This is a genomic window from Escherichia sp. MOD1-EC4550 (assembly GCF_963876935.1).
GTDB lineage: Bacteria > Pseudomonadota > Gammaproteobacteria > Enterobacterales > Enterobacteriaceae > Escherichia > Escherichia coli_F.
The window spans coordinates 118,478-142,551 of the sequence record NZ_CAWNSE010000012.1; the positions used below are offsets into that span (position 1 = coordinate 118,478).

25 protein-coding genes are annotated in these 24,074 nt (G+C 51.1%); 14 read left to right on the forward strand and 11 right to left on the reverse strand.

Translation table 11 applies throughout. From position 1 onward, the window contains the following. Positions 1–2 precede the first annotated feature (2 nt). From pgaB to pgaD, 3 genes are read left to right on the forward strand one after another with little or no spacing between them, the layout of a single operon-like run. The gene (pgaB, locus tag AACU19_RS07935; RefSeq protein ID WP_039021520.1) at positions 3–2,021 is read left to right on the forward strand and encodes a poly-beta-1,6-N-acetyl-D-glucosamine N-deacetylase PgaB; all 2,019 of its coding nucleotides are present in this window, start codon (positions 3–5) and stop codon (positions 2,019–2,021) included. Then, positions 2,014–3,339, forward strand: a complete 1,326-nt coding sequence (pgaC, locus tag AACU19_RS07940) for a poly-beta-1,6-N-acetyl-D-glucosamine synthase (RefSeq protein WP_000610451.1) — start codon at positions 2,014–2,016, stop codon at positions 3,337–3,339. The genes pgaB and pgaC overlap by 8 nt, the downstream gene beginning before the upstream one ends. A 1-nt stretch (position 3,340) precedes the next feature. Continuing rightward, a complete protein-coding gene (pgaD, locus tag AACU19_RS07945; RefSeq protein ID WP_001061101.1) occupies positions 3,341–3,754 on the forward strand; it encodes a poly-beta-1,6-N-acetyl-D-glucosamine biosynthesis protein PgaD in 414 nt (137 codons plus the stop codon). 49 nt (positions 3,755–3,803) lie between these two features. On the opposite strand, the gene phoH is transcribed toward pgaD, so the two are convergent. Beyond that, complete coding sequence (gene phoH / locus AACU19_RS07950; RefSeq protein WP_000533536.1) at positions 3,804–4,592, reverse strand: phosphate starvation-inducible protein PhoH; 789 nt, start codon at positions 4,590–4,592, stop codon at positions 3,804–3,806. A gap of 444 nt (positions 4,593–5,036) precedes the next feature. Here phoH and AACU19_RS07955 point away from each other — a divergent pair, with 444 nt between their 5' ends. After that, positions 5,037–5,207, forward strand: a complete 171-nt coding sequence (locus AACU19_RS07955) for a hypothetical protein (RefSeq protein WP_157945109.1) — start codon at positions 5,037–5,039, stop codon at positions 5,205–5,207. Positions 5,208–5,337: 130 nt separating this feature from the next. On the opposite strand, the gene efeB is transcribed toward AACU19_RS07955, so the two are convergent. From efeB to AACU19_RS07980, 5 genes are all read right to left on the reverse strand, one after another. Then, entirely contained in the window at positions 5,338–6,609 is a 1,272-nt protein-coding gene (efeB, locus tag AACU19_RS07960; protein ID WP_105278058.1) for an iron uptake transporter deferrochelatase/peroxidase subunit, read from the reverse strand. A gap of 5 nt (positions 6,610–6,614) precedes the next feature. After that, positions 6,615–7,742 carry an iron uptake system protein EfeO gene (gene efeO / locus AACU19_RS07965; RefSeq protein WP_105278059.1) on the reverse strand — a complete coding sequence of 376 codons (1,128 nt, stop codon included), beginning with the start codon at positions 7,740–7,742 and terminating at the stop codon, positions 6,615–6,617. A 57-nt stretch (positions 7,743–7,799) separates the two neighbouring features. Continuing rightward, positions 7,800–8,630 (reverse strand): iron uptake transporter permease EfeU, encoded by an 831-nt coding sequence (gene efeU, locus AACU19_RS07970; protein WP_000497942.1) that lies wholly within the window; start codon positions 8,628–8,630, stop codon positions 7,800–7,802. 219 nt (positions 8,631–8,849) lie between these two features. Then, entirely contained in the window at positions 8,850–10,358 is a 1,509-nt protein-coding gene (gene putP, locus AACU19_RS07975) for a sodium/proline symporter PutP (protein WP_001018507.1), read from the reverse strand. A 158-nt stretch (positions 10,359–10,516) separates the two neighbouring features. Continuing rightward, on the reverse strand, positions 10,517–10,726 hold the full coding sequence (locus AACU19_RS07980; RefSeq protein WP_000979515.1) for a hypothetical protein: 210 nt from the start codon (positions 10,724–10,726) through the stop codon (positions 10,517–10,519). Positions 10,727–10,780: 54 nt separating this feature from the next. Here AACU19_RS07980 and putA point away from each other — a divergent pair, with 54 nt between their 5' ends. After that, entirely contained in the window at positions 10,781–14,743 is a 3,963-nt protein-coding gene (gene putA / locus AACU19_RS07985) for a trifunctional transcriptional regulator/proline dehydrogenase/L-glutamate gamma-semialdehyde dehydrogenase (RefSeq protein ID WP_105278060.1), read from the forward strand. A 39-nt stretch (positions 14,744–14,782) separates the two neighbouring features. Here the strand turns inward: putA and rutR are convergent, their stop codons facing one another. Next, the gene (gene rutR / locus AACU19_RS07990; RefSeq protein ID WP_032302834.1) at positions 14,783–15,421 is read right to left on the reverse strand and encodes an HTH-type transcriptional regulator RutR; all 639 of its coding nucleotides are present in this window, start codon (positions 15,419–15,421) and stop codon (positions 14,783–14,785) included. Positions 15,422–15,708: 287 nt separating this feature from the next. Here rutR and rutA point away from each other — a divergent pair, with 287 nt between their 5' ends. From rutA to rutG, 7 genes are read left to right on the forward strand one after another with little or no spacing between them, the layout of a single operon-like run. After that, the gene (rutA, locus tag AACU19_RS07995) at positions 15,709–16,800 is read left to right on the forward strand and encodes a pyrimidine utilization protein A (protein ID WP_001353302.1); all 1,092 of its coding nucleotides are present in this window, start codon (positions 15,709–15,711) and stop codon (positions 16,798–16,800) included. Continuing rightward, complete coding sequence (rutB, locus tag AACU19_RS08000; RefSeq protein WP_024210573.1) at positions 16,800–17,492, forward strand: peroxyureidoacrylate/ureidoacrylate amidohydrolase RutB; 693 nt, start codon at positions 16,800–16,802, stop codon at positions 17,490–17,492. Before rutA ends, rutB begins: the two co-directional genes overlap by 1 nt. 11 nt (positions 17,493–17,503) lie before the next feature. Then, positions 17,504–17,890, forward strand: a complete 387-nt coding sequence (gene rutC, locus AACU19_RS08005; protein ID WP_001126792.1) for a 3-aminoacrylate deaminase — start codon at positions 17,504–17,506, stop codon at positions 17,888–17,890. Between the two features lie 7 nt (positions 17,891–17,897). Continuing rightward, positions 17,898–18,710: a pyrimidine utilization protein D gene (rutD, locus tag AACU19_RS08010; RefSeq protein ID WP_105278270.1), complete on the forward strand. Its 813-nt coding sequence runs from the start codon at positions 17,898–17,900 to the stop codon at positions 18,708–18,710. After that, positions 18,707–19,297, forward strand: a complete 591-nt coding sequence (locus AACU19_RS08015; protein ID WP_105278061.1) for a malonic semialdehyde reductase — start codon at positions 18,707–18,709, stop codon at positions 19,295–19,297. The genes rutD and AACU19_RS08015 overlap by 4 nt, the downstream gene beginning before the upstream one ends. Positions 19,298–19,307: 10 nt before the next feature. After that, the gene (rutF, locus tag AACU19_RS08020; RefSeq protein WP_105278062.1) at positions 19,308–19,802 is read left to right on the forward strand and encodes an NADH-dependent FMN reductase RutF; all 495 of its coding nucleotides are present in this window, start codon (positions 19,308–19,310) and stop codon (positions 19,800–19,802) included. Positions 19,803–19,822: 20 nt separating this feature from the next. Continuing rightward, positions 19,823–21,151 (forward strand): pyrimidine utilization transport protein G, encoded by a 1,329-nt coding sequence (gene rutG / locus AACU19_RS08025; RefSeq protein WP_105278063.1) that lies wholly within the window; start codon positions 19,823–19,825, stop codon positions 21,149–21,151. A gap of 257 nt (positions 21,152–21,408) precedes the next feature. On the opposite strand, the gene AACU19_RS08035 is transcribed toward rutG, so the two are convergent. After that, a complete protein-coding gene (locus AACU19_RS08035) occupies positions 21,409–21,582 on the reverse strand; it encodes a general stress protein (protein WP_001273658.1) in 174 nt (57 codons plus the stop codon). A gap of 372 nt (positions 21,583–21,954) precedes the next feature. Here AACU19_RS08035 and wrbA point away from each other — a divergent pair, with 372 nt between their 5' ends. Both wrbA and AACU19_RS08045 read left to right on the forward strand, forming a co-directional pair. Next, on the forward strand, positions 21,955–22,551 hold the full coding sequence (gene wrbA / locus AACU19_RS08040) for an NAD(P)H:quinone oxidoreductase (RefSeq protein ID WP_001151437.1): 597 nt from the start codon (positions 21,955–21,957) through the stop codon (positions 22,549–22,551). A 20-nt stretch (positions 22,552–22,571) separates the two neighbouring features. Then, positions 22,572–22,799, forward strand: coding sequence for a YccJ family protein (locus tag AACU19_RS08045; protein WP_001143120.1), 228 nt, complete (start codon positions 22,572–22,574; stop codon positions 22,797–22,799). Positions 22,800–22,837: 38 nt separating this feature from the next. On the opposite strand, the gene AACU19_RS08050 is transcribed toward AACU19_RS08045, so the two are convergent. Genes AACU19_RS08050 through AACU19_RS08060 form a run of 3 tightly spaced genes read right to left on the reverse strand, consistent with a single transcriptional unit; the run spans position 22,838 to position 24,035 of the window. Continuing rightward, the gene (locus AACU19_RS08050; RefSeq protein WP_105278064.1) at positions 22,838–23,155 is read right to left on the reverse strand and encodes a hypothetical protein; all 318 of its coding nucleotides are present in this window, start codon (positions 23,153–23,155) and stop codon (positions 22,838–22,840) included. 22 nt (positions 23,156–23,177) lie between these two features. Then, positions 23,178–23,696, reverse strand: coding sequence for a hypothetical protein (locus tag AACU19_RS08055; RefSeq protein ID WP_105278065.1), 519 nt, complete (start codon positions 23,694–23,696; stop codon positions 23,178–23,180). Positions 23,697–23,708: 12 nt separating this feature from the next. Then, positions 23,709–24,035: a hypothetical protein gene (locus AACU19_RS08060; protein ID WP_000878101.1), complete on the reverse strand. Its 327-nt coding sequence runs from the start codon at positions 24,033–24,035 to the stop codon at positions 23,709–23,711. Positions 24,036–24,074 lie beyond the last annotated feature (39 nt).

Here is a 24,074-nt window from a genome sequence, read left to right on the forward strand (position 1 = left end):
ATATGTTACGTAATGGAAATAAATATCTCCTGATGCTGGTGAGTATAATTATGCTCACTGCATGCATTAGCCAGTCAAGAACATCATTTATACCGCCACAGGATCGCGAATCTTTACTCGCCGAGCAACCGTGGCCGCATAATGGTTTTGTGGCGATTTCATGGCATAACGTTGAAGACGAAGCTGCCGACCAGCGTTTTATGTCAGTGCGGACATCAGCACTGCGTGAACAATTTGCCTGGCTGCGCGAGAACGGTTATCAACCGGTCAGTATTGCTCAAATTCGTGAAGCACATCGAGGAGGAAAACCGCTACCGGAAAAAGCAGTAGTGCTGACTTTTGATGACGGCTACCAGAGTTTTTATACCCGCGTCTTCCCAATTCTTCAGGCCTTCCAGTGGCCTGCTGTATGGGCCCCCGTCGGCAGTTGGGTCGATACGCCAGCGGATGAACAAGTAAAATTTGGCGATGAGATGGTCGATCGAGAATATTTTGCCACGTGGCAACAAGTGCGAGAAGTTGCGCGTTCCCGGCTCGTTGAGCTCGCTTCTCATACATGGAATTCTCACTACGGTATTCAGGCTAATGCCACCGGCAGCTTATTGCCTGTATATGTAAATCGTGCATATTTTACTGACCACGCACGGTATGAAACCGCAGCAGAATACCGGGAAAGAATTCGTCTGGATGCTGTAAAAATGACGGAATACCTGCGTACAAAGGCTAAGGTAAATCCACACGTTTTTGTTTGGCCTTATGGCGAAGCGAATGGCATAGCGATAGAGGAATTAAAAAAACTCGGTTATGACATGTTCTTCACCCTTGAATCAGGTTTGGCAAATGCGTCACAATTGGATTCCATTCCGCGAGTATTAATCGCCAATAATCCCTCATTAAAAGAGTTTGCCCAGCAAATTATTACCGTACAGGAAAAATCATCACAACGGGTAATGCATATCGATCTTGATTACGTTTATGACGAAAACCGCCAGCAAATGGATCGCAATATTGATGTGCTAATTCAGCGGGTGAAAGATATGCAAATATCAACCGTGTATTTGCAGGCATTTGCTGATCCCGATGGTGATGGGCTGGTCAAAGAGGTCTGGTTTCCAAATCGTTTGCTACCAATGAAAGCAGATATTTTTAGTCGGGTTGCCTGGCAATTACGTACCCGCTCAGGTGTAAACATCTATGCGTGGATGCCGGTATTAAGCTGGGATTTAGATCCCACATTAACGCGAGTAAAATATTTACCAACAGGGGAGAAAAAAGCACAAATTCATCCTGAACAATATCGCCGTCTATCTCCTTTTGATGACAGGGTCAGAGCACAAGTTGGCATGTTATATGAAGATCTTGCCGGACATGCTGCTTTTGATGGCATATTGTTCCACGATGATGCTTTGCTTTCAGATTATGAAGATGCCAGTGCACCGGCTATCACGGCTTATCAGCAAGCAGGCTTTAGCGGGAGTCTGAGCGAAATTCGACAAAACCCGGAGCAATTTAAACAGTGGACCCGCTTTAAAAGTCGTGCGTTAACTGACTTCACTTTAGAACTTAGTGCGCGCGTAAAAGCCATTCGCGGTCCACATGTTAAAACTGCACGAAATATTTTTGCACTTCCGGTAATACAACCTGAAAGTGAAGCCTGGTTTGCACAGAATTATGCTGATTTCCTAAAAAGCTATGACTGGACCGCTATTATGGCTATGCCTTATATGGAAGGTGTCGCAGAAAAATCGGCTGACCAATGGTTAATACAATTGACCAATCAAATTAAAAACATCCCTCAGGCTAAAGACAAATCTATTTTAGAATTACAGGCACAAAACTGGCAGAAAAATGGTCAGCATCAGGCTATTTCTTCGCAACAACTCGCTCACTGGATGAGCCTATTACAACTGAATGGAATGAAAAACTATGGTTATTATCCCGACAATTTTCTGCATAACCAACCTGAAATAGACGTTATTCGTCCTGAGTTTTCAACAGCCTGGTATCCGAAAAATGATTAATCGCATCGTATCGTTTTTTATATTATGTCTGGTGTTATGCATACCCCTATGCGTAGCGTACTTTCACTCTGGTGAACTGATGATGAGGTTCGTTTTCTTCTGGCCGTTTTTTATGTCCATTATGTGGATTGTTGGCGGCGTCTATTTCTGGGTCTATCGTGAACGCCACTGGCCGTGGGGAGAAAACGCACCAGCTCCCCAGTTGAAAGATAATCCGTCTATCTCCATTATCATTCCCTGTTTTAATGAGGAGAAAAACGTTGAGGAAACCATACACGCCGCTTTAGCACAGCGTTATGAGAACATTGAAGTTATTGCCGTAAATGACGGTTCAACAGACAAAACCCGTGCCATCCTGGATCGCATGGCTGCACAAATTCCCCACCTGCGGGTCATTCATCTGGCGCAAAACCAGGGGAAAGCCATTGCGCTTAAAACCGGAGCTGCCGCGGCGAAAAGTGAATATCTGGTGTGCATTGATGGCGATGCGTTATTAGACCGCGATGCGGCGGCATATATTGTGGAACCGATGTTGTACAACCCGCGTGTGGGTGCCGTAACCGGTAATCCTCGTATTCGAACACGTTCTACCCTGGTGGGTAAAATTCAGGTTGGCGAGTATTCCTCAATTATTGGTTTGATCAAGCGAACCCAGCGTATCTATGGAAACGTATTTACCGTTTCTGGTGTTATTGCCGCATTTCGTCGCAGCGCCCTGGCAGAAGTGGGTTACTGGAGTGACGATATGATCACCGAAGATATTGATATTAGCTGGAAGCTGCAGTTGAATCAGTGGACGATTTTTTACGAGCCACGGGCGCTGTGCTGGATATTAATGCCTGAAACGTTAAAAGGGCTGTGGAAACAGCGCCTGCGCTGGGCTCAGGGCGGTGCAGAAGTATTCCTCAAAAATATGACAAGGCTATGGCGCAAAGAAAACTTTCGAATGTGGCCACTGTTTTTTGAATACTGTCTGACGACAATATGGGCCTTTACCTGCCTGGTCGGTTTCATTATTTACGCAGTCCAACTTGCAGGTGTACCGTTAAATATTGAATTGACACATATCGCTGCGACACATACTGCCGGAATATTATTGTGTACGTTATGTTTACTGCAATTTATTGTCAGCCTGATGATCGAGAATCGCTATGAGCATAATCTGACTTCATCGCTTTTCTGGATTATTTGGTTCCCGGTTATCTTCTGGATGCTGAGCCTGGCAACGACATTGGTATCATTTACACGAGTCATGTTGATGCCTAAAAAGCAACGCGCCCGTTGGGTAAGTCCCGATCGAGGGATTCTGAGAGGTTAATATGAACAATTTAATTATTACGACCCGACAATCGCCAGTACGTTTAATGGTTGATTATGTTGCCACAACCATCTTATGGACATTATTTGCTTTGTTCATATTCTTATTCACCATGGATCTGCTGACGGGTTATTACTGGCAAAGTGAGGCCAGAAGCCGACTTCAGTTCTATTTTTTGCTGGCAGTGGCGAATGCCGTCGTGTTAATTGTCTGGGCGCTGTACAATAAGCTGCGTTTTCAAAAACAGCAGCATCATGCAGCCTACCAATATACGCCGCAAGAATATGCAGAGAGCTTAGCAATACCTGATGAGCTCTATCAGCAACTACAAAAAAGCCACAGGATGAGCGTACACTTCACCAGCCAGGGGCAAATAAAAATGGTTGTTTCAGAAAAAGCGCTAGTCCGGGCATAAACACCCAAAACAAAGCCCGGTTCGCCCGGGCTCTGCGCCGATAATACACTTAACTGTATGCATGTAGCGTACGTTGGCAAAGTGCCGAACGTACGCAATCCTCTTTACCGAATCGGACGATCCCGACCATTTCATCTTCTTCGAAACGTTCCAGCGCGTCACTTAATCCGGAGCGCACGCCGCGAGGCAAATCGCATTGCGTGATATCACCGTTGACGATAACCGTCACGTTCTCCCCGAGGCGGGTTAAAAACATTTTCATTTGCGCGGCAGTCACATTCTGCGCCTCGTCAAGAATGACGACTGCATTTTCAAAGGTACGTCCACGCATATAGGCGAACGGCGCAATTTCCACCTTCCCTATTTCCGGTCGCAGGCAGTACTGCATAAAGGAAGCCCCTAAGCGACGGACCAGCACGTCGTAGACCGGGCGAAAATAGGGAGCAAACTTTTCTGCGATATCACCAGGTAAGAAACCAAGATCTTCATCGGCTTGCAGAACTGGACGGGTGACGATAATCCTGTCGACATCCTTATGTATCAGGGCCTCTGCCGCTTTTGCTGCACTGATCCAGGTTTTTCCGCACCCGGCTTCGCCGGTGGCGAATATCAGCTGCTTACTCTCAATAGCCTTCAGATAGTGCAATTGCGCTTCATTTCGCGCGAGGATGGGCGAGGTATCGCGACTGTCGCGGGCCATACCAATGGCTTCTACGCCGCTCATCTGCACAAGCGAGGTGACCGATTCTTCTTCACGCTGCTTATGGCTGCGCGAATCCCGTCTCAGCACACGTTTTGCCTCGCGACGAGCTTTGATCACTGCTTTTTGTCTTCCCATGGAGAGCACCTTGAGTTGTTTGTATTCATCACACGCGCCGTTGGCAGCGCGATTATGCGCACGAACATCAGAGGGTTGGCTTCCTTGTAAGCCATAGTTTGCTGTTGGATAAAATGCCGAAAAACGGCTACGCACACCGTTTGCGGCGTCGGTAACACGAGTAAAGAGAGGAAGTGAGAAAAATACAGAGTGACGAAGTTGCTACCGGAGGAGAAATCTCCGCGAGTGGTGGAGCTTTGCTTAACAAAACATTGTCCAGAACAGGACGTTACCATCCGCGATCTCCATAGTGACTGACTATCACTGCCGGGAACTTCCGCTGCTACTTAATAATTACAACAGATCTCGCATTCATTGCAACAATATATTCACCTATATTTAACGATAAACACCCATTTCAGTGACATTAGTTTCTACTGGAAAGATGACAGAGTGATGACAGTGATGAAAAAAGCTGTGTGCTTTCAGCAGGATTCGCGTCAGGCATCAACGCACGAACGCCGGATGCGGCGTGACCGCCTGATCCAGCCTACCGAACCCGCACCGATTGTAGGCATGATAAGACGCGCAAGCGTCGCATCAGGCATCAACGCACGAACGCCGGATGCGGCGTGAACGCCTTATCCTGCCTACCGAACCCGCACCGATTGTAGGCATGATAAGACGCGCAAACGTCGCATCAGGCATCAGCGCACGAACGCACGAACGCCTGGTACGGCGTAAACGCCTTATACGCCTAAAAACATTAAACCCGCAATAATGCGCTTCCGAGATAATCGTTCGCGTCCTTCACACCCGGCAGCGCAAAGAAATAGCCTCCACCGATAGGTTTGACATATTCCTCCAGCGCTTCGCCATTGAGCCTTTTTTGTACTGTCAGGAAGCCCTTTTCCAGATCGTGTTGGTAGCAGACAAACAGCAACCCCATATCCAGTTGCCCGGAGTTGGTAACACCCAACGAATAACTGTAGCCACGACGCAGCATCAGACTAGACTCGCTCTCCGCCGTGCGGGGATTCGCCAGCCGGATATGGCTGTCCAGCGCAATCACCTTCCCTTCCGGGTCGCTGGCGTAATTGGGAACATCATGCTCATGCTGCATTCCCAGCGGCGCACCGGTTTGCTTATCACGGCCAAAAATCGTCTGCTGTTCTTTCAGTGGCGTTCTGTCCCAAAATTCCACCCGAAACTGAATCAAGCGTACTGCCTGATAGCTGCCACCGATTGTCCACGCAGGCTCCTGCTGATCTGCCGTTACCCACACCACTTTTTGCATCAACTTATCATTCTGGCTATCGGGATTGGCAGTGCCGTCTTTGAAACCCAGCAAATTAATCGGCGTCTCTTTGCCTTTACTACGCGCTGCGTGATCGGAAATAAACCCTTCCCGCTTCCAGCGCACACTGAGCAAATCCGGCGTATGTTTGATGATATCGCGCAGCGCATGGATCACCGTGTCCTGGGTGTTGGCGCAAATTTGTAGCAACACATCACCATGACATAACGCCGCATCCAGCGAGTCGTTGGGGAAACGCGTCATCTTCTGCAACTTTTTCGGCATCTGTGGCGCAAGACCAAACCGTTCATCAAACAACGAGTGACCAACTGACAACGTGATGGTGAGATTGTCGGGCGCAATGTAGCCGCCAAGAATGCCGGAATCGAGTGGTGGCAGGCGCGGATTTGGCGTTTCTGGTGCAGCTCCGCCCTGAGTCAGAAAAGCAAAACGCTGAGTCAACAAGCGAAACAATCGCTCAAGATCAGCTTTATCGCTGGCAAGCACATCAAACGCCACCAGCATCATTGCCGCCTGCTGCGGCGTCAGAATACCCGCCTGATGTTCGCCATAAAACGGCTGCGCTTCACTGCGCGCATCCGGTGAAAGCGTCCCCGGCGCACTTTGCGTTTTTTGAGCATGCGCTACCGGACAACTTCCTGCCAGTGCCAGCGCGCCAATCCCTTTCAGTAAACGTCGGCGTGACGGTTCATTCACGCCGTTTTCATCTTCATACTGCATAACGCTTAATCCAGTCCCAGCACACCACGAAGTTGCGCCAGATCTTCCGCCAGCGCAGTAATCGGCCCTTTCAGCGCATTACGGTCGGCATCGGTCAGCTTGTCGTAAGTTTCATAACCGTCTTTGGTTCGGTATTTCGCCAGAATGGTATCGACCTTTTTGAAGTTGGCATCGACTTTTGCCAGCAGTTCCGGGTTGGCTTTTTGTAGTTGTGGACGCAGCAGATCGACAATTTTCTGCGAGCCTTCAACGTTAGCCTGGAAGTCCCACAGATCGGTGTGGCTGTAGCGATCTTCTTCACCGCTGATTTTGCTGGCTGCTACTTCCTCAATCAGTCCGGCTGCGCCGCCGACCACTTTTGAAGGTGGGAAAGCCAGTTCACTGATGCGTTTTTGCAAATCGACCACATCGGTATAAAGCTGGTCAGCATACTTATCCATCCCTTTGGTGGTGTTATCGCCAAACAATGCTTTTTCCAGACGGTGGAAACCGGTGAATTTCGGATCGGCGGCTTTTTGCTCGTAATCATCTTCACGGGCGTCAATGCTGCCATCCAGATCGGAGAACAGTTCAGCAATCGGTTCAATGCGCTCATAGTGCTGGCGCGTCGGCGCATACAGTGCTTTCGCTTTTTCGATATCGCCTGCTTTGATGGCGTCGGTAAAGGCTTTGGTGTCGGTCACCAGCTGTGTGGTTTCCGCCATGACATACGCTTTATATGCAGTAATTGCACCACCAAGACTTAACAGCGCATCACTCAGCGCCGCATCCGCCGTTGCCTCACCTTTGACGATCAACTTCCCTTTCGGGTTTGTCAGCAGACCGCAGGTCATATCGTATTCACCAGGCTGTAAATTTGCCGTCATTTTCTGGCTAAAACCAGGGGCGATATTTTCCCGCTCTTCCACCACCATCACGCCTTTGAGGATCTCCCACTCCAGCGCCTTCTGGCTGTGGTTCTGAATAATGAACTGTGTTTTCCCGGCGTTAACCGTAATGGTCATCGGTTCGCACTGTTTATCTGTCACAGTGACTTTGACCTGCGGAATATCAGCAGCGTTAGCCATAAAAGCAGAGGAGAACAGCGCAGCCACGCTTAATTGCAGTGCACTATGGCGGAAGTTAATGGTCATGACGAGACTATCCCTTTAAAGTATGTTGTAACTAAGCAAGAGTTTGCGTCATTTTCGTTACGCGGAGCGAGACGCTGTCGCCCCTGCGCGCGGCGGCAGAGCAAATGCCACCAGCGCCGGGATGAGATAAATAAACCAGACGGCGACTTCGCTGACGCTCGGCGCTTCCTGATAACCAAAGATACCTTCCATCAGCGTACCGAACAGCGAGTGAGTTGAGAGCACCGCGCTCATATCGAAGGCGATTTCCTGAAAGTGGTTCCACAGCCCGGCTTCATGAAACGCGCGAATAGCACCTGCCGCCAGCCCTGCGGCGACGAAGAGAATAAACAGGCTGGTCCATTTAAAAAACGCGCCAAGATTGAGGCGAATACCGCCCCAGTAGAGCAGGAAGCCGAGCACCACGGCTGTAGCAAGACCGAGCATTGCACCCAGCGGAGGCCAGATCCCGACATCTTGTTGAAACGCCGCCAGCAGGAAAAAGACCGACTCCAGCCCTTCCCTTGCAACGGCAAAAAAGACCATCATCACCAGCGCCCAGCCATGATGATTCCCACGCTGCAATGCGCTATCGACTGCCTGTTCCAGTTGCACTTTGACGTTGCGCGACACTTTACGCATCCAGAAAACCATCCAGGTGAGGATCACCACGGCAATCACCGCCACGATACCTTCGAACAATTCCTGCTCTTTTTGCGGAAATTCGCCGGTAGTTTCATTAATGAATATACCCAGCCCCAGGCACAACGCAGCGGCTAGCAACACGCCAATCCACATGACACCAATCCATCGACCTCGCTGGGTACGCTTAAGATAGCTGGCAATCAGGCTGACAATCAGCGCGGCTTCAAGTCCTTCGCGCAACATAATGAGAAACGGAACAAACATGCCACCCACCCTTAAACGTTTTTCTGAGTCAATCTATGCAAAGAAAAGTAAATCGCAGTGATAGCGATTATCATTACGGTGAAGAAAAACACAAGCGGAATGTAGTGATAATGATGAGGAAATGTAAATTTTTTTTGAGAGAAAATGCAGAGGGCAATCACTGATTGCCCTCTGCCTGCTTCTGATTATGACGTGGGATTTTCGGTAAAACGCCTTCCCTTACCCTTCCTGCAACCGTGACGGCGGCGCTGAATGATAGTGCGCGTCGGCGTCAGCAAAGCGTTTTTGCATCGCCGCTGACGGTGCTTTACCCAGTAAACTAAACACCACAATCCCAATGCTACCGAAGATAAAGCCCGGAATAATTTCGTACAGACCCAGCCAGCCGAACTGTTTCCAGACAATAACCGTCAGCGCGCCAATGATCATCCCCGCCAGTGCACCGTTACGCGTCATGCGTGACCACATCACCGAGAACAGCACCACCGGACCAAACGCCGCACCGAAGCCTGCCCACGCGTAGCTTACTAAGCCCAGCACGCGGTTTTCCGGATTCGCCGCCAGCGCAATTGCCACCAGCGCCACCACCAACACCATCACACGCCCTACCCACACCAGTTCTTTCTGGCTGGCATGTTTACGCAGAAATGCTTTGTACAGATCTTCGGTAATCGCACTGGAGCACACCAGCAGCTGGCAACTTAACGTCGACATCACCGCCGCCAGAATCGCCGACAACAGAATCCCGGCAATCCACGGGTTAAACAATATTTGTGCCAGTTCGATAAACACGCGCTCAGAGTTCTGGTTTACCGCACCGGCAACCGCTGGATTATTGTTAAAGTATGCAATGCCGAAGAAACCGACCGCCACCGCGCCTGCCAGACAGAGGATCATCCAGGTCATGCTGATACGACGCGCATGGACAATGCTATAGTGAGAATCCGCCGCCATAAAACGCGCCAGAATATGCGGCTGACCGAAGTAACCCAGCCCCCAGCCCATCAGCGAGATAATGGCGACAAAATTCAATCCTTTGAGCATATCCACGTTTTCAATGCTCTTTTGTTTGATCACTTCCAGCGAGTCGCCAAACCCACCGACGCTAATGATCACGATAACCGGCGTCAGGATCAGGGCAAAAATCATCAGGCTGGCCTGTACAGTGTCAGTCCAGCTCACCGCAAGGAAACCACCAATAAAGGTGTAAAGGATCGTCGCCGCAGCTCCCGCCCACAGAGCCGTTTCGTAGCTCATGCCGAAGGTGCTTTCAAACAGACGCGCGCCAGCCACAATGCCCGAAGCACAATAAATGGTGAAGAACAGCAAAATTACCAGCGCGGAGATAATGCGCAAAATACGGCTTTTATCTTCAAAACGCCCGGTAAAATAATCCGGCAATGTTAAGGCGTTATTATTGTATTCGGTATGCACACGCAAGCGCCCGGCCACCAGCTTCCAGTTAATCCACGCGCCTAATGTCAGGCCAATGGCGATCCAGCTTTCGGAAATCCCGGAAAGAAAGACTGCACCCGGTAATCCCATTAACAGCCAGCCGCTCATATCCGACGCACCTGCCGATAATGCCGTCACGAATGGCCCAAGGCTGCGACCGCCAAGAATATAGTCGTCGAAGTTTTTGGTTGATCGCCAGGCGATGAACCCAATCAATATCATGCCAAAAATATAGACACAGAATGTCACCAACATCGGTGTGCTAATAGCCATCTAAAGTCTCCAAAAAATTATTATCGGCAATGTCGAAACTTGCCGTTATATCTGCCACCGGAACGGGGTAACAGAGTTTATGTTTTCCCAGGGCGACCGTATCCTGCCGGAAGCGCTGGTTATTCACAATCGATTTAACACACCATTTACATTAAATTTTAGTGCTCAGCGATACTATTTTTCATCAGGTTGCACTCCCTCACATTTTTTGCGGTTGCACCTTTCAAAAATGTTAACTGCCGCAGAGAAAAAGTCTGAGTTATTTTTTTAATCCCTGTCATATCGATTTCTTTTATTAACATTTCATTCATTTTTAAGCTTGCTACGCAGGTCACATTTAACATGGTTGCACAAAGTTGCAACATCATGGATATTTCACGATAACGTTAAGTTGCACCTTTCAGAACAACAGGAGTAATGGCATGGGAACCACCACCATGGGGGTTAAGCTGGACGACGCGACGCGTGAACGCATTAAGTCTGCCGCGACACGTATCGATCGCACACCGCACTGGTTAATTAAGCAGGCGATTTTTTCTTATCTTGAACAACTGGAAAACAGCGATACTCTGCCGGAGCTACCTGCGCTGCTTTCTGGCGCGGCCAATGAGAGCGATGAAGTACCGAATCCGGCAGAGGAACCACACCAGCCATTCCTCGACTTTGCCGAGCAAATTTTGCCACAGTCGGTTTCCCGTGCGGCTATCACCGCCGCCTATCGCCGCCCGGAAACCGAAGCGGTTTCTATGCTGCTGGAACAAGCTCGCCTGCCGCAGCCGGTTGCTGAACAGGCGCATAAACTGGCGTATCAACTGGCCGATAAACTGCGTAATCAAAAAAATGCCAGTGGTCGCGCAGGCATGGTTCAGGGATTATTGCAGGAGTTTTCGCTGTCATCGCAGGAAGGCGTGGCGCTGATGTGTCTGGCGGAAGCGCTATTGCGTATTCCCGACAAAGCCACCCGTGATGCGTTAATACGCGACAAAATCAGCAACGGTAACTGGCAGTCACATATTGGTCGTAGCCCGTCGCTGTTTGTTAATGCCGCCACCTGGGGGCTTCTCTTTACCGGCAAACTGGTTTCTACCCATAACGAAGCCAGCCTCTCGCGTTCGCTGAATCGCATTATCGGTAAGAGTGGCGAACCGCTGATCCGCAAAGGTGTGGATATGGCGATGCGTCTGATGGGCGAGCAGTTCGTCACTGGTGAAACCATCGCGGAAGCGTTAGCCAATGCCCGCAAGCTGGAAGAGAAAGGTTTCCGTTACTCCTACGATATGCTGGGCGAAGCCGCACTGACCGCAGCGGACGCGCAGGCATATATGGTTTCCTACCAGCAGGCGATTCACGCTATTGGTAAAGCCTCCAATGGTCGTGGCATCTATGAAGGTCCAGGCATTTCAATCAAGCTGTCGGCGCTGCATCCGCGCTACAGCCGCGCCCAGTACGATCGGGTAATGGAAGAGCTTTACCCGCGTCTGAAATCACTCACCTTGCTGGCGCGTCAGTACGATATTGGTATTAACATTGATGCCGAAGAGGCCGATCGTCTGGAGATCTCCCTCGATCTGTTGGAAAAGCTTTGTTTCGAGCCTGAACTGGCAGGCTGGAACGGCATCGGTTTTGTTATTCAGGCTTATCAAAAACGCTGCCCGCTGGTGATCGATTACCTGATTGATCTCGCCACCCGCAGCCGTCGTCGTCTGATGATTCGCCTGGTGAAAGGCGCGTACTGGGATAGTGAAATCAAACGTGCGCAAATGGACGGCCTTGAAGGTTATCCGGTTTATACCCGCAAGGTGTATACCGATGTTTCTTATCTCGCTTGTGCGAAAAAGCTGCTGGCGGTGCCAAATCTCATTTACCCGCAGTTTGCAACGCACAACGCCCACACGCTGGCGGCAATTTATCAACTGGCGGGTCAAAACTACTATCCGGGTCAGTACGAGTTCCAGTGCCTGCATGGTATGGGCGAGCCACTGTATGAGCAGGTCACTGGGAAAGTTGCCGACGGTAAACTTAACCGACCGTGTCGTATTTATGCTCCGGTCGGTACCCATGAAACACTGCTGGCATATCTGGTGCGTCGCCTGCTGGAAAACGGTGCTAACACCTCGTTTGTTAACCGTATTGCTGATACCTCTTTGCCACTGGATGAACTGGTTGCAGATCCAGTCACTGCAGTAGAAAAACTGGCGCAGCAGGAAGGGCAAACTGGATTACCCCATCCGAAAATTCCCCTGCCGCGCGATCTTTACGGTCACGGGCGCGACAACTCGGCAGGGCTGGATCTCGCCAATGAACACCGGCTGGCATCACTCTCCTCTGCCCTGCTCAACAGTGCACTGCAAAAATGGCAGGCCTTGCCAATGCTGGAACAACCGGTCGCGGCTGGTGAAATGTCACCCGTTATCAACCCGGCGGAACCGAAAGATATTGTGGGCTATGTGCGTGAAGCCACGCCGCGTGAAGTAGAACAGGCGCTGGAAAGTGCAGTTAATAACGCGCCAATCTGGTTTGCCACGCCTCCGGCCGAACGCGCGGCGATTTTGCATCGCGCTGCCGTACTGATGGAAAGTCAGATGCAGCAACTGATTGGTATTCTGGTACGTGAGGCCGGAAAAACCTTCAGTAACGCCATTGCCGAAGTGCGTGAAGCCGTCGATTTTCTCCACTACTACGCGGGACAGGTGCGGGATGATTTCGCTAACGAAACCCACCGTCCATTAGGGCCTGTGGTGTGTATCAGCCCGTGGAATTTCCCGCTGGCGATTTTCACCGGGCAAATCGCTGCCGCACTGGCGGCAGGTAACAGCGTACTGGCAAAACCGGCAGAACAAACGCCGCTGATTGCCGCACAAGGGATTGCCATTTTGCTGGAAGCGGGTGTACCGCCAGGCGTGGTGCAGTTGTTGCCCGGTCAGGGTGAAACCGTAGGCGCGCAACTGACGGGTGATGATCGCGTGCGCGGGGTGATGTTTACCGGTTCGACCGAAGTCGCTACGTTACTGCAACGCAATATCGCCAGCCGCCTGGACGCTCAGGGCCGCCCAATTCCACTCATTGCGGAAACCGGCGGCATGAACGCGATGATTGTCGATTCCTCCGCCCTAACCGAACAGGTCGTCGTGGATGTACTGGCCTCGGCCTTCGACAGTGCAGGTCAGCGTTGTTCGGCGCTGCGCGTGCTGTGCCTGCAAGATGAGATTGCCGACCACACGTTGAAAATGCTGCGCGGTGCAATGGCCGAATGCCGGATGGGTAATCCGGGTCGCCTGACCACCGATATCGGTCCGGTGATTGATAGCGAAGCGAAAGCCAATATCGAGCGTCATATTCAGACCATGCGTAGTAAAGGCCGTCAGGTGTTCCAGGCGGTGCGGGAAAACAGCGAAGATGCCCGTGAATGGCAAAGCGGCACCTTTGTCGCTCCGACGCTGATCGAACTGGATGACTTTGCCGAATTGCAAAAAGAGGTCTTTGGTCCGGTGCTGCATGTGGTGCGTTACAACCGTAACCAGCTCCCAGAGCTGATCGAGCAGATTAACGCTTCCGGTTATGGTCTGACGCTTGGCGTTCATACACGTATTGATGAAACCATTGCCCAGGTCACTGGCTCGGCCCATGTTGGTAATCTGTATGTTAACCGTAATATGGTGGGCGCAGTGGTTGGGGTGCAACCATTCGGCGGCGAAGGGTTGTCCGGCACCGGGCCGAAAGCTGGCGGCCCGCTCTATCTCTACCGTCTGCTGGCGAATCGCCCGGAAAGTGCGCTGGCGGTGACACTGGCGCGTCAGGATGCAGAGTATCCGGTCGATGCGCAGTTGAAAGCCGCATTGACTCAGCCGCTAAATGCACTGCGGGAATGGGCGGCAAACCGTCCAGAATTGCAGGCGTTATGTACGCAATATGGCGAGTTGGCGCAGGCAGGAACACAACGATTGTTGCCAGGGCCGACGGGTGAACGCAACACCTGGACGCTGCTGCCGCGTGAGCGCGTGTTGTGTATTGCGGATGATGAACAGGATGCGCTGACTCAGCTCGCCGCCGTGCTGGCGGTGGGCAGCCAGGTACTGTGGCCGGATGATGCGCTGCATCGTCAGTTAGTGAAGGCATTGCCATCGGCAGTCAGCGAACGTATTCAACTGGCGAAAGCGGAAAATATAACCGCTCAACCCTTTGATGCGGTGATCTTCCACGGTGATTCAGATCAGCTTCGCGCATTGTGTGAAGCCGTTGCCGCGCGGGATGGCGCAATTGTTTCGGTGCAGGGTTTTGCCCGTGGCGAAAGCAATATCCTTCTGGAACGGCTGTATATCGAGCGTTCGCTGAGTGTGAATACCGCTGCCGCTGGCGGTAACGCCAGTTTAATGACGATCGGTTAAGCAGGTTGCCGGAGGATGCTATAACCTCCTCCGGCATCATTAACGTGGTCGAATCCCCTCAAGAATAATCCGCTGCACGTTTTCAACCGTTTGATTGAAAAACACTTCATCGCGCAACGTGGCACCTGTCACCGCCTCCACCTGAGGGGCGAAATCGGCGTAATGTTGAGTGGAAGCCCAAATCATAAAAATCAAATGCTGCGGATCAATCGGCGCGAGTTTGCCGCTTTTAACCCAACCGGCAATCAGCGCCGATTTCTCATCAATTAATGCCTTCAAATCGCCCGTCAGTTCATCCATTAACAGCGGCGCGCCTGCCAGCATCTCCATACAGAACAGGCGCGAAGCCTGCGGATAATCGCGGGAAACTTCCAGCTTCAGACGGATGTACTCTTTGATCGCTGCCAGTGGGGCGAAATCTTCACGAAACGCCTTCAATGGTGCCAACCAGATATCCAGAATTTGCCGCAGCACGGCAATATACAGCGCCTCTTTAGACGGGAAGTAATACAGCAGATTAGTTTTTGAAACGCCCGCCAACTCTGCGATCTGCTCCAGCCTTGTGCCGTGAAAACCGAATTGTGAAAAAGTGTCCAGTGCCGCGCTAAGAATCGCTTTTTTCTTCGCGCTTACTGCGCGCGAACGTTTACCCGTTGTTTTCACTGCGCCTTGCGTCATGCGCTCTCCCCTCTTGTTGATTGGCAACAGGATAGCAAAACCCCCGCCCGGCCTCGACCTTCTGCACTCTCATCGCGCACGAATGCATGTTTTATGTGCAACTGTTTTGACCGTTTAGTCCACTTTTTTCCAGGCATTTTAGACAACTTAATATTAACACATTAATAACATTCACTTTTTAAAAACTGGCATCCGCTTTGCTAACTAGACATTACGCGGCTGAAAAGGATATGCAGGATGCAGCGCCCCGTCTGACTTTCACTTTACGAGACGAAGAGAGGTTGATGATGAAAATTGGCGTATTCGTACCTATTGGCAACAACGGCTGGCTCATTTCGACCCACGCGCCGCAGTACATGCCGACCTTTGAACTGAATAAAGCCATTGTGCAAAAAGCGGAGCACTACCATTTCGATTTCGCCCTGTCGATGATCAAACTGCGTGGTTTTGGCGGCAAAACTGAGTTCTGGGATCACAACCTGGAGTCGTTCACTTTGATGGCGGGGCTGGCAGCCGTGACCTCACGCATTCAGATTTACGCCACTGCCGCCACCTTAACGTTACCTCCGGCAATCGTCGCCCGTATGGCCGCAACCATTGACTCCATCTCTGGCGGGCGTTTTGGCGTAAACCTGGTGACTGGCTGGCAAAAACCCGAGTATGAGCAGATGGGCATCTGGCCTGGCGATGACTATTTTTCCCGTCGTTATGACTATCTCACCGAATATGTCCAGGTGCTGCGCGACCTGTGGGGAACGGGGAAAAGCGATTTTAAAGGCGATTTTTTCACCATGAACGATTGCCGCGTCAGTCCACAACCGAGCGTACCCATGAAAGTGATCTGTGCCGGGCAAAGCGACGCTGGCATGGCGTTCTCCGCCCAGTATGCCGATTTCAACTTCTGTTTCGGCAAAGGCGTAAATACACCCACGGCTTTCGCCCCGACCGCTGCGCGGATGAAACAGGCCGCAGCGCAAACCGGGCGCGACGTTGGCTCTTATGTGTTGTTTATGGTGATTGCCGACGAAACCGACGATGCCGCTCGCGCCAAATGGGAACACTATAAAGCGGGTGCCGATGAAGAGGCGTTAAGCTGGCTAACCGAACAAAGTCAGAAAGATACCCGCTCCGGTACTGACACCAACGTCCGTCAGATGGCCGATCCCACTTCGGCGGTGAATATCAATATGGGGACGTTAGTCGGTTCTTACGCCAGTGTCGCGCGCATGTTAGATGAAGTCGCAAGCGTACCTGGTGCCGAAGGCGTGCTGTTGACCTTCGATGATTTTCTGTCGGGAATCGAAACCTTCGGCGAGCGCATTCAGCCGCTAATGCAGTGCCGCGCCCATCTCCCTGCGCTAACTCAGGAGGTGGCATGATGACGACCTTAACCGCTCGACCAGAAGCCATTACCTTCGATCCGCAGCAAAGTGCGCTGATTGTGGTGGATATGCAAAACGCTTATGCCACGCCAGGTGGCTATTTAGATCTCGCCGGGTTTGATGTCTCAACCACTCGCCCGGTCATTGCCAATATTCAAACCGCCGTGACCGCGGCACGAGCGGCAGGGATGTTGATCATCTGGTTTCAAAATGGCTGGGATGAACAGTATGTCGAGGCTGGCGGTCCCGGCTCACCGAATTTTCATAAATCGAACGCCCTGAAAACCATGCGTAAGCAGCCGCAGCTACAGGGGAAATTGCTGGCGAAAGGCTCCTGGGATTATCAACTGGTGGATGAGCTGGTGCCGCAGCCTGGCGATATTGTGCTGCCGAAGCCGCGCTATAGCGGTTTCTTCAATACGCCGCTGGACAGCATTTTGCGCAGCCGCGGAATTCGCCACCTGATTTTCACCGGTATCGCTACCAACGTCTGCGTCGAATCGACGCTGCGCGACGGCTTTTTTCTGGAGTATTTCGGCGTGGTGCTGGAAGACGCAACACACCAGGCGGGGCCGGAATTTGCACAGAAAGCCGCGTTGTTCAATATCGAAACCTTTTTTGGCTGGGTAAGCGACGTCGAAACGTTCTGCGACGCGCTTTCTCCCACTTCCTTTGCTCGTATCGCTTAAGGAGTTTAACGATGCCAAAATCCGTAATTATTCCCGCTGGCAGCAGCGCACCGCTGGCCCCCTTCGTTCCCGGCACGATGGCTGATGGCGTGGTGTATGTCTCCGGCACGCTGGCTTTTGATCAACATAATAACGTGCTGTTTGCCGATGACCCAAAGGCGCAAACCCGCCACGTTCTGGAGACCATCCGCAAGGTGATCGAGACGGCGGGTGGCACGATGGCGGACGTGACCTTCAACAGCATCTTTATTACCGACTGGAAAAATTACGCCGCGATTAACGAAATCTACGCCGAGTTTTTCCCTGATGATAAACCGGCGCGATTCTGCATTCAGTGCGGACTGGTAAAGCCTGACGCGCTGGTGGAAATCGCCACGATTGCGCATATCGCTAAGTGAGGTGGCGATGAAACTTTCACTCTCACCTCCCCCTTATGCTGATGCGCCCGTAGTGGTATTGATTTCGGGTCTTGGCGGCAGCGGCAATTACTGGTTGCCGCAACTGGCGGTGCTGGAGCAGGAGTATCAGGTAGTCTGTTACGACCAGCGCGGTACCGGAAATAATCCAGATACGCTGGCGGAAGACTACAGTTTGGCGCAGATGGCAGAGGAACTGCATCAGGCGCTGATGAGTGTGGGGATTGAGCGTTATGCGGTGATCGGCCATGCGCTCGGGGCGCTGGTGGGAATGCAGCTGGCGCTAGATTATCCCGCATCGGTCACTGCACTGGTCAGCGTTAACGGCTGGCTACGAATAAACGCCCATACCCGCCGCTGTTTTCAGGTTCGCGAACGATTACTGCATAGCGGCGGCGCGCAGGCATGGGTGGAAGCGCAACCGTTGTTCCTCTACCCCGCCGACTGGATGGCGGCCCGCGCCCCTCGCCTTGAAGCGGAGGACGCGCTGGCACTGGCGCATTTTCAGGGCAAAAACAATTTACTGCGTCGACTTAACGCCCTCAAACGTGCTGACTTTAGTCGCCATACGGATCGCATCCGCTGCCCGGTGCAAATCATCTGCGCCAGTGATGATCTGCTCGTGCCATCAGCCTGTTCCAGTGAACTTCATGCCGCCCTGCCCGATAGCCAGAAAATGGTGATGCGCTATGGCGGACACGCCTGCAACGTGACCGATCCCGAAACGTTTAATGCTCTGTTGCTCAACGGGCTTGCCAGCCTGTTACATCATCGTGAAGCCGCCTGTAAGGAATTGCTATGAACGAAGCCTTTAGCCCTGGTGCGCTTAGCACCCTGTTTACCGACGCCAGAACTCACAACGGCTGGCGGGAGACACCCGTCAGCGATGAGACGTTACGGGAGATTTATGCCCTGATGAAATGGGGGCCAACGTCAGCCAACTGTTCTCCGGCACGGATCGTGTTTATCCGCACTGCAGAAGGAAAAGAACGTCTGCGCCCGGCGCTTTCCAGCGGCAATCTGCAAAAAACCCTGACCGCGCCCGTCACCGCGATCGTCGCCTGGGACAGTGAATTTTATGAACGGTTACCACAGCTGTTTCCTCACGGCGATGCCCGCAGTTGGTTTACCTCCAGCCCACAACTTGCCGAAGAAACAGCGTTTCGCAACAGTTCCATGCAGGCGGCCTATCTGATCGTCGCCTGCCGGGCGCTGGGGCTGGATACCGGCCCGATGTCCGGCTTTGACCGTCAACACGTGGACGACGCCTTTTTTACGGGCAGCACGCTGAAGAGCAATCTGCTGATTAATATCGGCTATGGCGATAGCAGCAAGCTTTATGCGCGCCTGCCACGTCTGTCCTTTGAAGAAGCCTGCGGGCTGTTGTAAGGAGCAAACTATGAACATTGTCGATCAACAAACTTTTCGCGATGCGATGTCCTGCATGGGCGCGGCGGTCAATATCATCACCACGGACGGTCCAGCCGGGCGCGCCGGGTTCACCGCCAGCGCCGTCTGCAGCGTGACCGATACGCCGCCCACATTACTGGTGTGCCTGAATCGTGGGGCGTCCGTCTGGCCGGTATTCAATGAAAATCGAACGCTGTGTGTAAATACACTTAGCGCCGGGCAGGAGCCGCTTTCACACCTTTTTGGCGGCAAAACGCCCATGGAACACCGCTTTGCCGCCGCCCGCTGGCAGACTGGTGTGACCGGATGCCCGCAACTGGAAGAAGCACTGGTTTCGTTTGACTGCCGTATCAGCCAGGTGGTGAGCGTCGGCACCCACGACATTCTGTTTTGCGCCATCGAAGCGATTCATCGTCACGCCACCCCCTACGGACTGGTGTGGTTCGATCGCAGTTATCACGCGCTAATGCGCCCTGCTTGTTAACCTCCTTAAGGAGACAGCTGATGGCAATGTTCGGTTTTCCTCACTGGCAGTTAAAATCGACCTCTACAGAGAGCGGCGTGGTCGCGCCGGATGAACGATTGCCGTTTGCTCAAACGGCAGTGATGGGCGTTCAACACGCGGTGGCGATGTTTGGCGCGACGGTGTTAATGCCGATTCTGATGGGGCTGGATCCCAACCTTTCCATTTTAATGTCGGGGATCGGCACGTTACTGTTTTTCTTTATTACCGGCGGGCGCGTCCCCAGTTATCTCGGTTCCAGCGCGGCTTTTGTCGGCGTGGTGATCGCCGCGACGGGCTTTAATGGTCAGGGAATTAATCCGAATATCAGCATCGCGCTGGGCGGGATTATCGCCTGTGGGCTGGTTTATACCGTCATTGGCCTGGTGGTGATGAAAATCGGTACGCGCTGGATTGAACGACTAATGCCGCCGGTTGTGACGGGTGCGGTGGTGATGGCGATTGGCCTGAACTTAGCGCCTATCGCGGTGAAAAGTGTATCGGCTTCGGCCTTTGATAGCTGGATGGCGGTAATGACAGTGTTGTGTATTGGGCTGGTGGCCGTATTTACCCGCGGCATGATCCAGCGGTTATTGATTCTCGTAGGCTTAATTGTCGCTTGTCTGATTTATGGTGTGATGACCAACGTTTTAGGGCTGGGAAAAGCCGTCGATTTTACTCTCGTCAGCCATGCTGCCTGGTTCGGTCTGCCACATTTTTCCACTCCTGCTTTTAATGGTCAGGCAATGATGCTGATTGCGCCCGTGGCGGTTATTCTGGTGGCGGAAAACTTAGGTCATCTCAAGGCGGTCGCCGGGATGACCGGACGCAATATGGACCCGTATATGGGGCGGGCATTCGTAGGCGATGGGCTGGCAACGATGCTTTCCGGCTCTGTCGGCGGTAGCGGCGTAACCACCTATGCTGAAAATATCGGTGTGATGGCCGTGACCAAAGTCTACTCGACGCTGGTGTTTGTTGCTGCTGCCGTCATCGCCTTGCTGTTGGGCTTTTCGCCGAAATTTGGCGCACTAATCCATACCATTCCGGCACCGGTGATTGGTGGTGCGTCAATTGTTGTGTTCGGGTTAATTGCCGTCGCAGGCGCACGGATCTGGGTACAAAACCGTGTGGATTTAAGCCAGAACGGTAATTTGATTATGGTCGCAGTAACCTTAGTGCTGGGTGCGGGTGATTTTGCTCTCACGCTGGGCGGTTTTACGTTGGGAGGGATCGGTACAGCAACCTTTGGCGCGATTTTACTCAATGCTTTGTTAAGCAGAAGGTTGGTTGACGTTCCTCCGCCAGAAGTTGTTCATCAGGAACCATAAACAGAAAACCGCCGGGATTACCGGCGGTGCAGATTGTTGACAACGTGCGCATTGTTCATGCCGGATGCGGCGTAAACGCCTTATCCGGCCTACAAAACAGTGCAAATTCAATATATTGCAATCTTCTGGTAGGCCTGATAAGCATCGCGCATCAGGCAAGCTTACATTTGTCATCAGTATCAACCGCCGGGGTAACCGGCGGTGATGGCTTTTTGACGAGCGACAGACAAAAATGCATTCGTCATTGATTAGCCCGGCTAGTTGTCGCTTTTACCGTGACTGCTCTTGCCACCTTTTTTACCTGCTTCAGATGCGCGCTGCGGGTCATTTTTGAAATTACCCCCGCTGTGCTGTCCACCTTTTTTACCTGCTTCTGATGCTCTTTCGCGGTCTTCTGCAAAATTGCCGGAACCGCCTCGATGGTTTGCCATTACTGACCTCCGTCTGGGTATAGACATCATATTGCATAGAATTAACGCGGCGTATGGCGGCTGCCATATTTTCGCTACGTGGGACTAAGCTTAGTGAACTGACGCGGGCAGACCCGCGTTTGGTAATATCCTGCAACAGCTTCTTAGCGAGAATAGATATCATCTCCAATAATTATCTATAAGCCGCTCTTATGATTAAAAAAACGCGATGAGATAAAAATGTGTCATTTTGCGACAAAATTGCGTGCTTGTGAAAGTTGTTATAAATCAAATAAGTGGTTGTGAAATTTGCACTCTGAAAAGGACGTCTTATCTTTAAATAAGTGGTAGCGAATCGCTACGGAATAGAGATAACACGAGGAGTGGTTAGAAATGGCTAAAGTTCTGGTGCTTTATTATTCCATGTACGGACATATTGAAACGATGGCACGCGCAGTTGCTGAAGGTGCAAGCAAAGTGGATGGCGCAGAAGTTGTCGTTAAGCGTGTACCGGAAACCATGCCGCCGCAATTATTTGAAAAAGCAGGCGGTAAAACGCAAACTGCACCGGTTGCAACCCCGCAAGAACTGGCCGATTACGACGCCATTATTTTTGGTACACCTACCCGCTTTGGTAACATGTCCGGTCAAATGCGTACCTTCCTCGACCAGACGGGCGGCCTGTGGGCTTCCGGCGCACTATACGGAAAACTGGCGAGCGTCTTTAGTTCCACCGGTACTGGCGGCGGTCAGGAACAAACCATCACATCCACCTGGACGACCCTTGCGCATCACGGCATGGTGATTGTCCCCATTGGCTACGCAGCGCAGGAATTATTTGACGTTTCACAGGTTCGCGGCGGTACGCCGTACGGCGCAACCACCATCGCAGGCGGTGACGGTTCACGCCAGCCCAGCCAGGAAGAACTGTCTATTGCTCGTTATCAAGGGGAATATGTCGCAGGTCTGGCAGTTAAACTTAACGGCTAATCTTCAACAGGAGGATACGCATGCCAACTCAAGAAGCGAAAGCTCATCACGTCGGTGAATGGGCATCTCTGCGCAATACGTCGCCGGAAATAGCCGAGGCCATTTTCGAAGTCGCCGGGTACGACGAAAAAATGGCGGAAAAGATTTGGGAAGAAGGTAGCGATGAAGTGTTAGTCAAAGCCTTTGCTAAGACCGATAAAGATTCGCTTTTTTGGGGCGAACAGACCATCGAACGTAAAAACGTTTAATCCTGAACCTCCCCCGTAGTGAACGGGGGAGGTTTCGATTATTCATTGACCAACGTGTCATGCCCTGTTTTTACTGTGAGATATTCAATCACGTTATCAAATAAAAAATCGATATCATTGCGGTAAGCTTGTTGTTGATTATAAATATGGGTAATAAGCAATATCCAGCATGAATTTGATTGTAGAGAGTATTTCCTATATAGCCATTGGTTAAACCCGGAAGATAAGATACCTCCGACTGAAAAATCCATCCCGGCGATGAAGGATGAGATATTTTCGTAATTCTCTTGCAGGATAAACATCCCTGGACACGCCCTGAATACCAGAACATTTTCCAATAAATTATTTTTATTCATCAATACTCACCGGCGAGGTTCATCAAAATATCTCATTATCTTTTAAAACTTCCCAGTCCGTTATAACGGACGTTATCTGGCGCACGCTGAAATGGGCATAATACTCACTTTCATTAAAATGCTCGACATGATTTGCTAATCGCTTAGCTAGATAATTGACGTTCAGTCTGTGCCAAATTTTTAGCGAAAAATAGCAAATTTCAAGCCGGGAATTTATCAAAGCATCCTCATTTACTTCACCATGAACAATAAAGTCACGCATAAACTGCAGGTGTTTAATTAATAAAATCCATTCACTTTCAGTAAGATAGTTTTTCCCACGCAGATTATAATACAGAGATTTGATTAATGGGATCTTCTGCTTATGGCGCTTTGACCGCGCTGAGCACAATATTTGTTCTATCAGGCCAAGCGTCCCTTTCTGACGCAACCAGCACCGGAGTTCAGACTGCGCGCTAATGCCGCGAGCCACCGACAAATGTATTTGGGTAAGCAATGCGTATAAACCTAATAAAAACGCATCGTGATAATACCGCTTCATTACCCACCTCTGTTATCGTAATTTTTTAAACAAATAATCATATAAAATTTCGGCAATAAATTCTGCATGTTCACGTCGCACAATGACATTCATAACGTAATATTGTGCAGCAATTTCATTGATAAAATGTTCAGGCAGTATGAATACGCGCGCATAAGCCGAGTATATTTCCAGTATTTCATTTGAGATGTTTTCAAGATCAACGCAATAATTTGTCACATCATAAAAAAGATTAGCGTATTTTTTATTAATTATGCTAAGGCATATAAATGGGGCATTTAATTTTTCACACAATTGCCAGTGCGTTCTTTCATTTTCTCCCTTCCATGTATACTTCATTTTGTCAGCCATCCTTTGATTTACGCGTCTGAAGTTTAC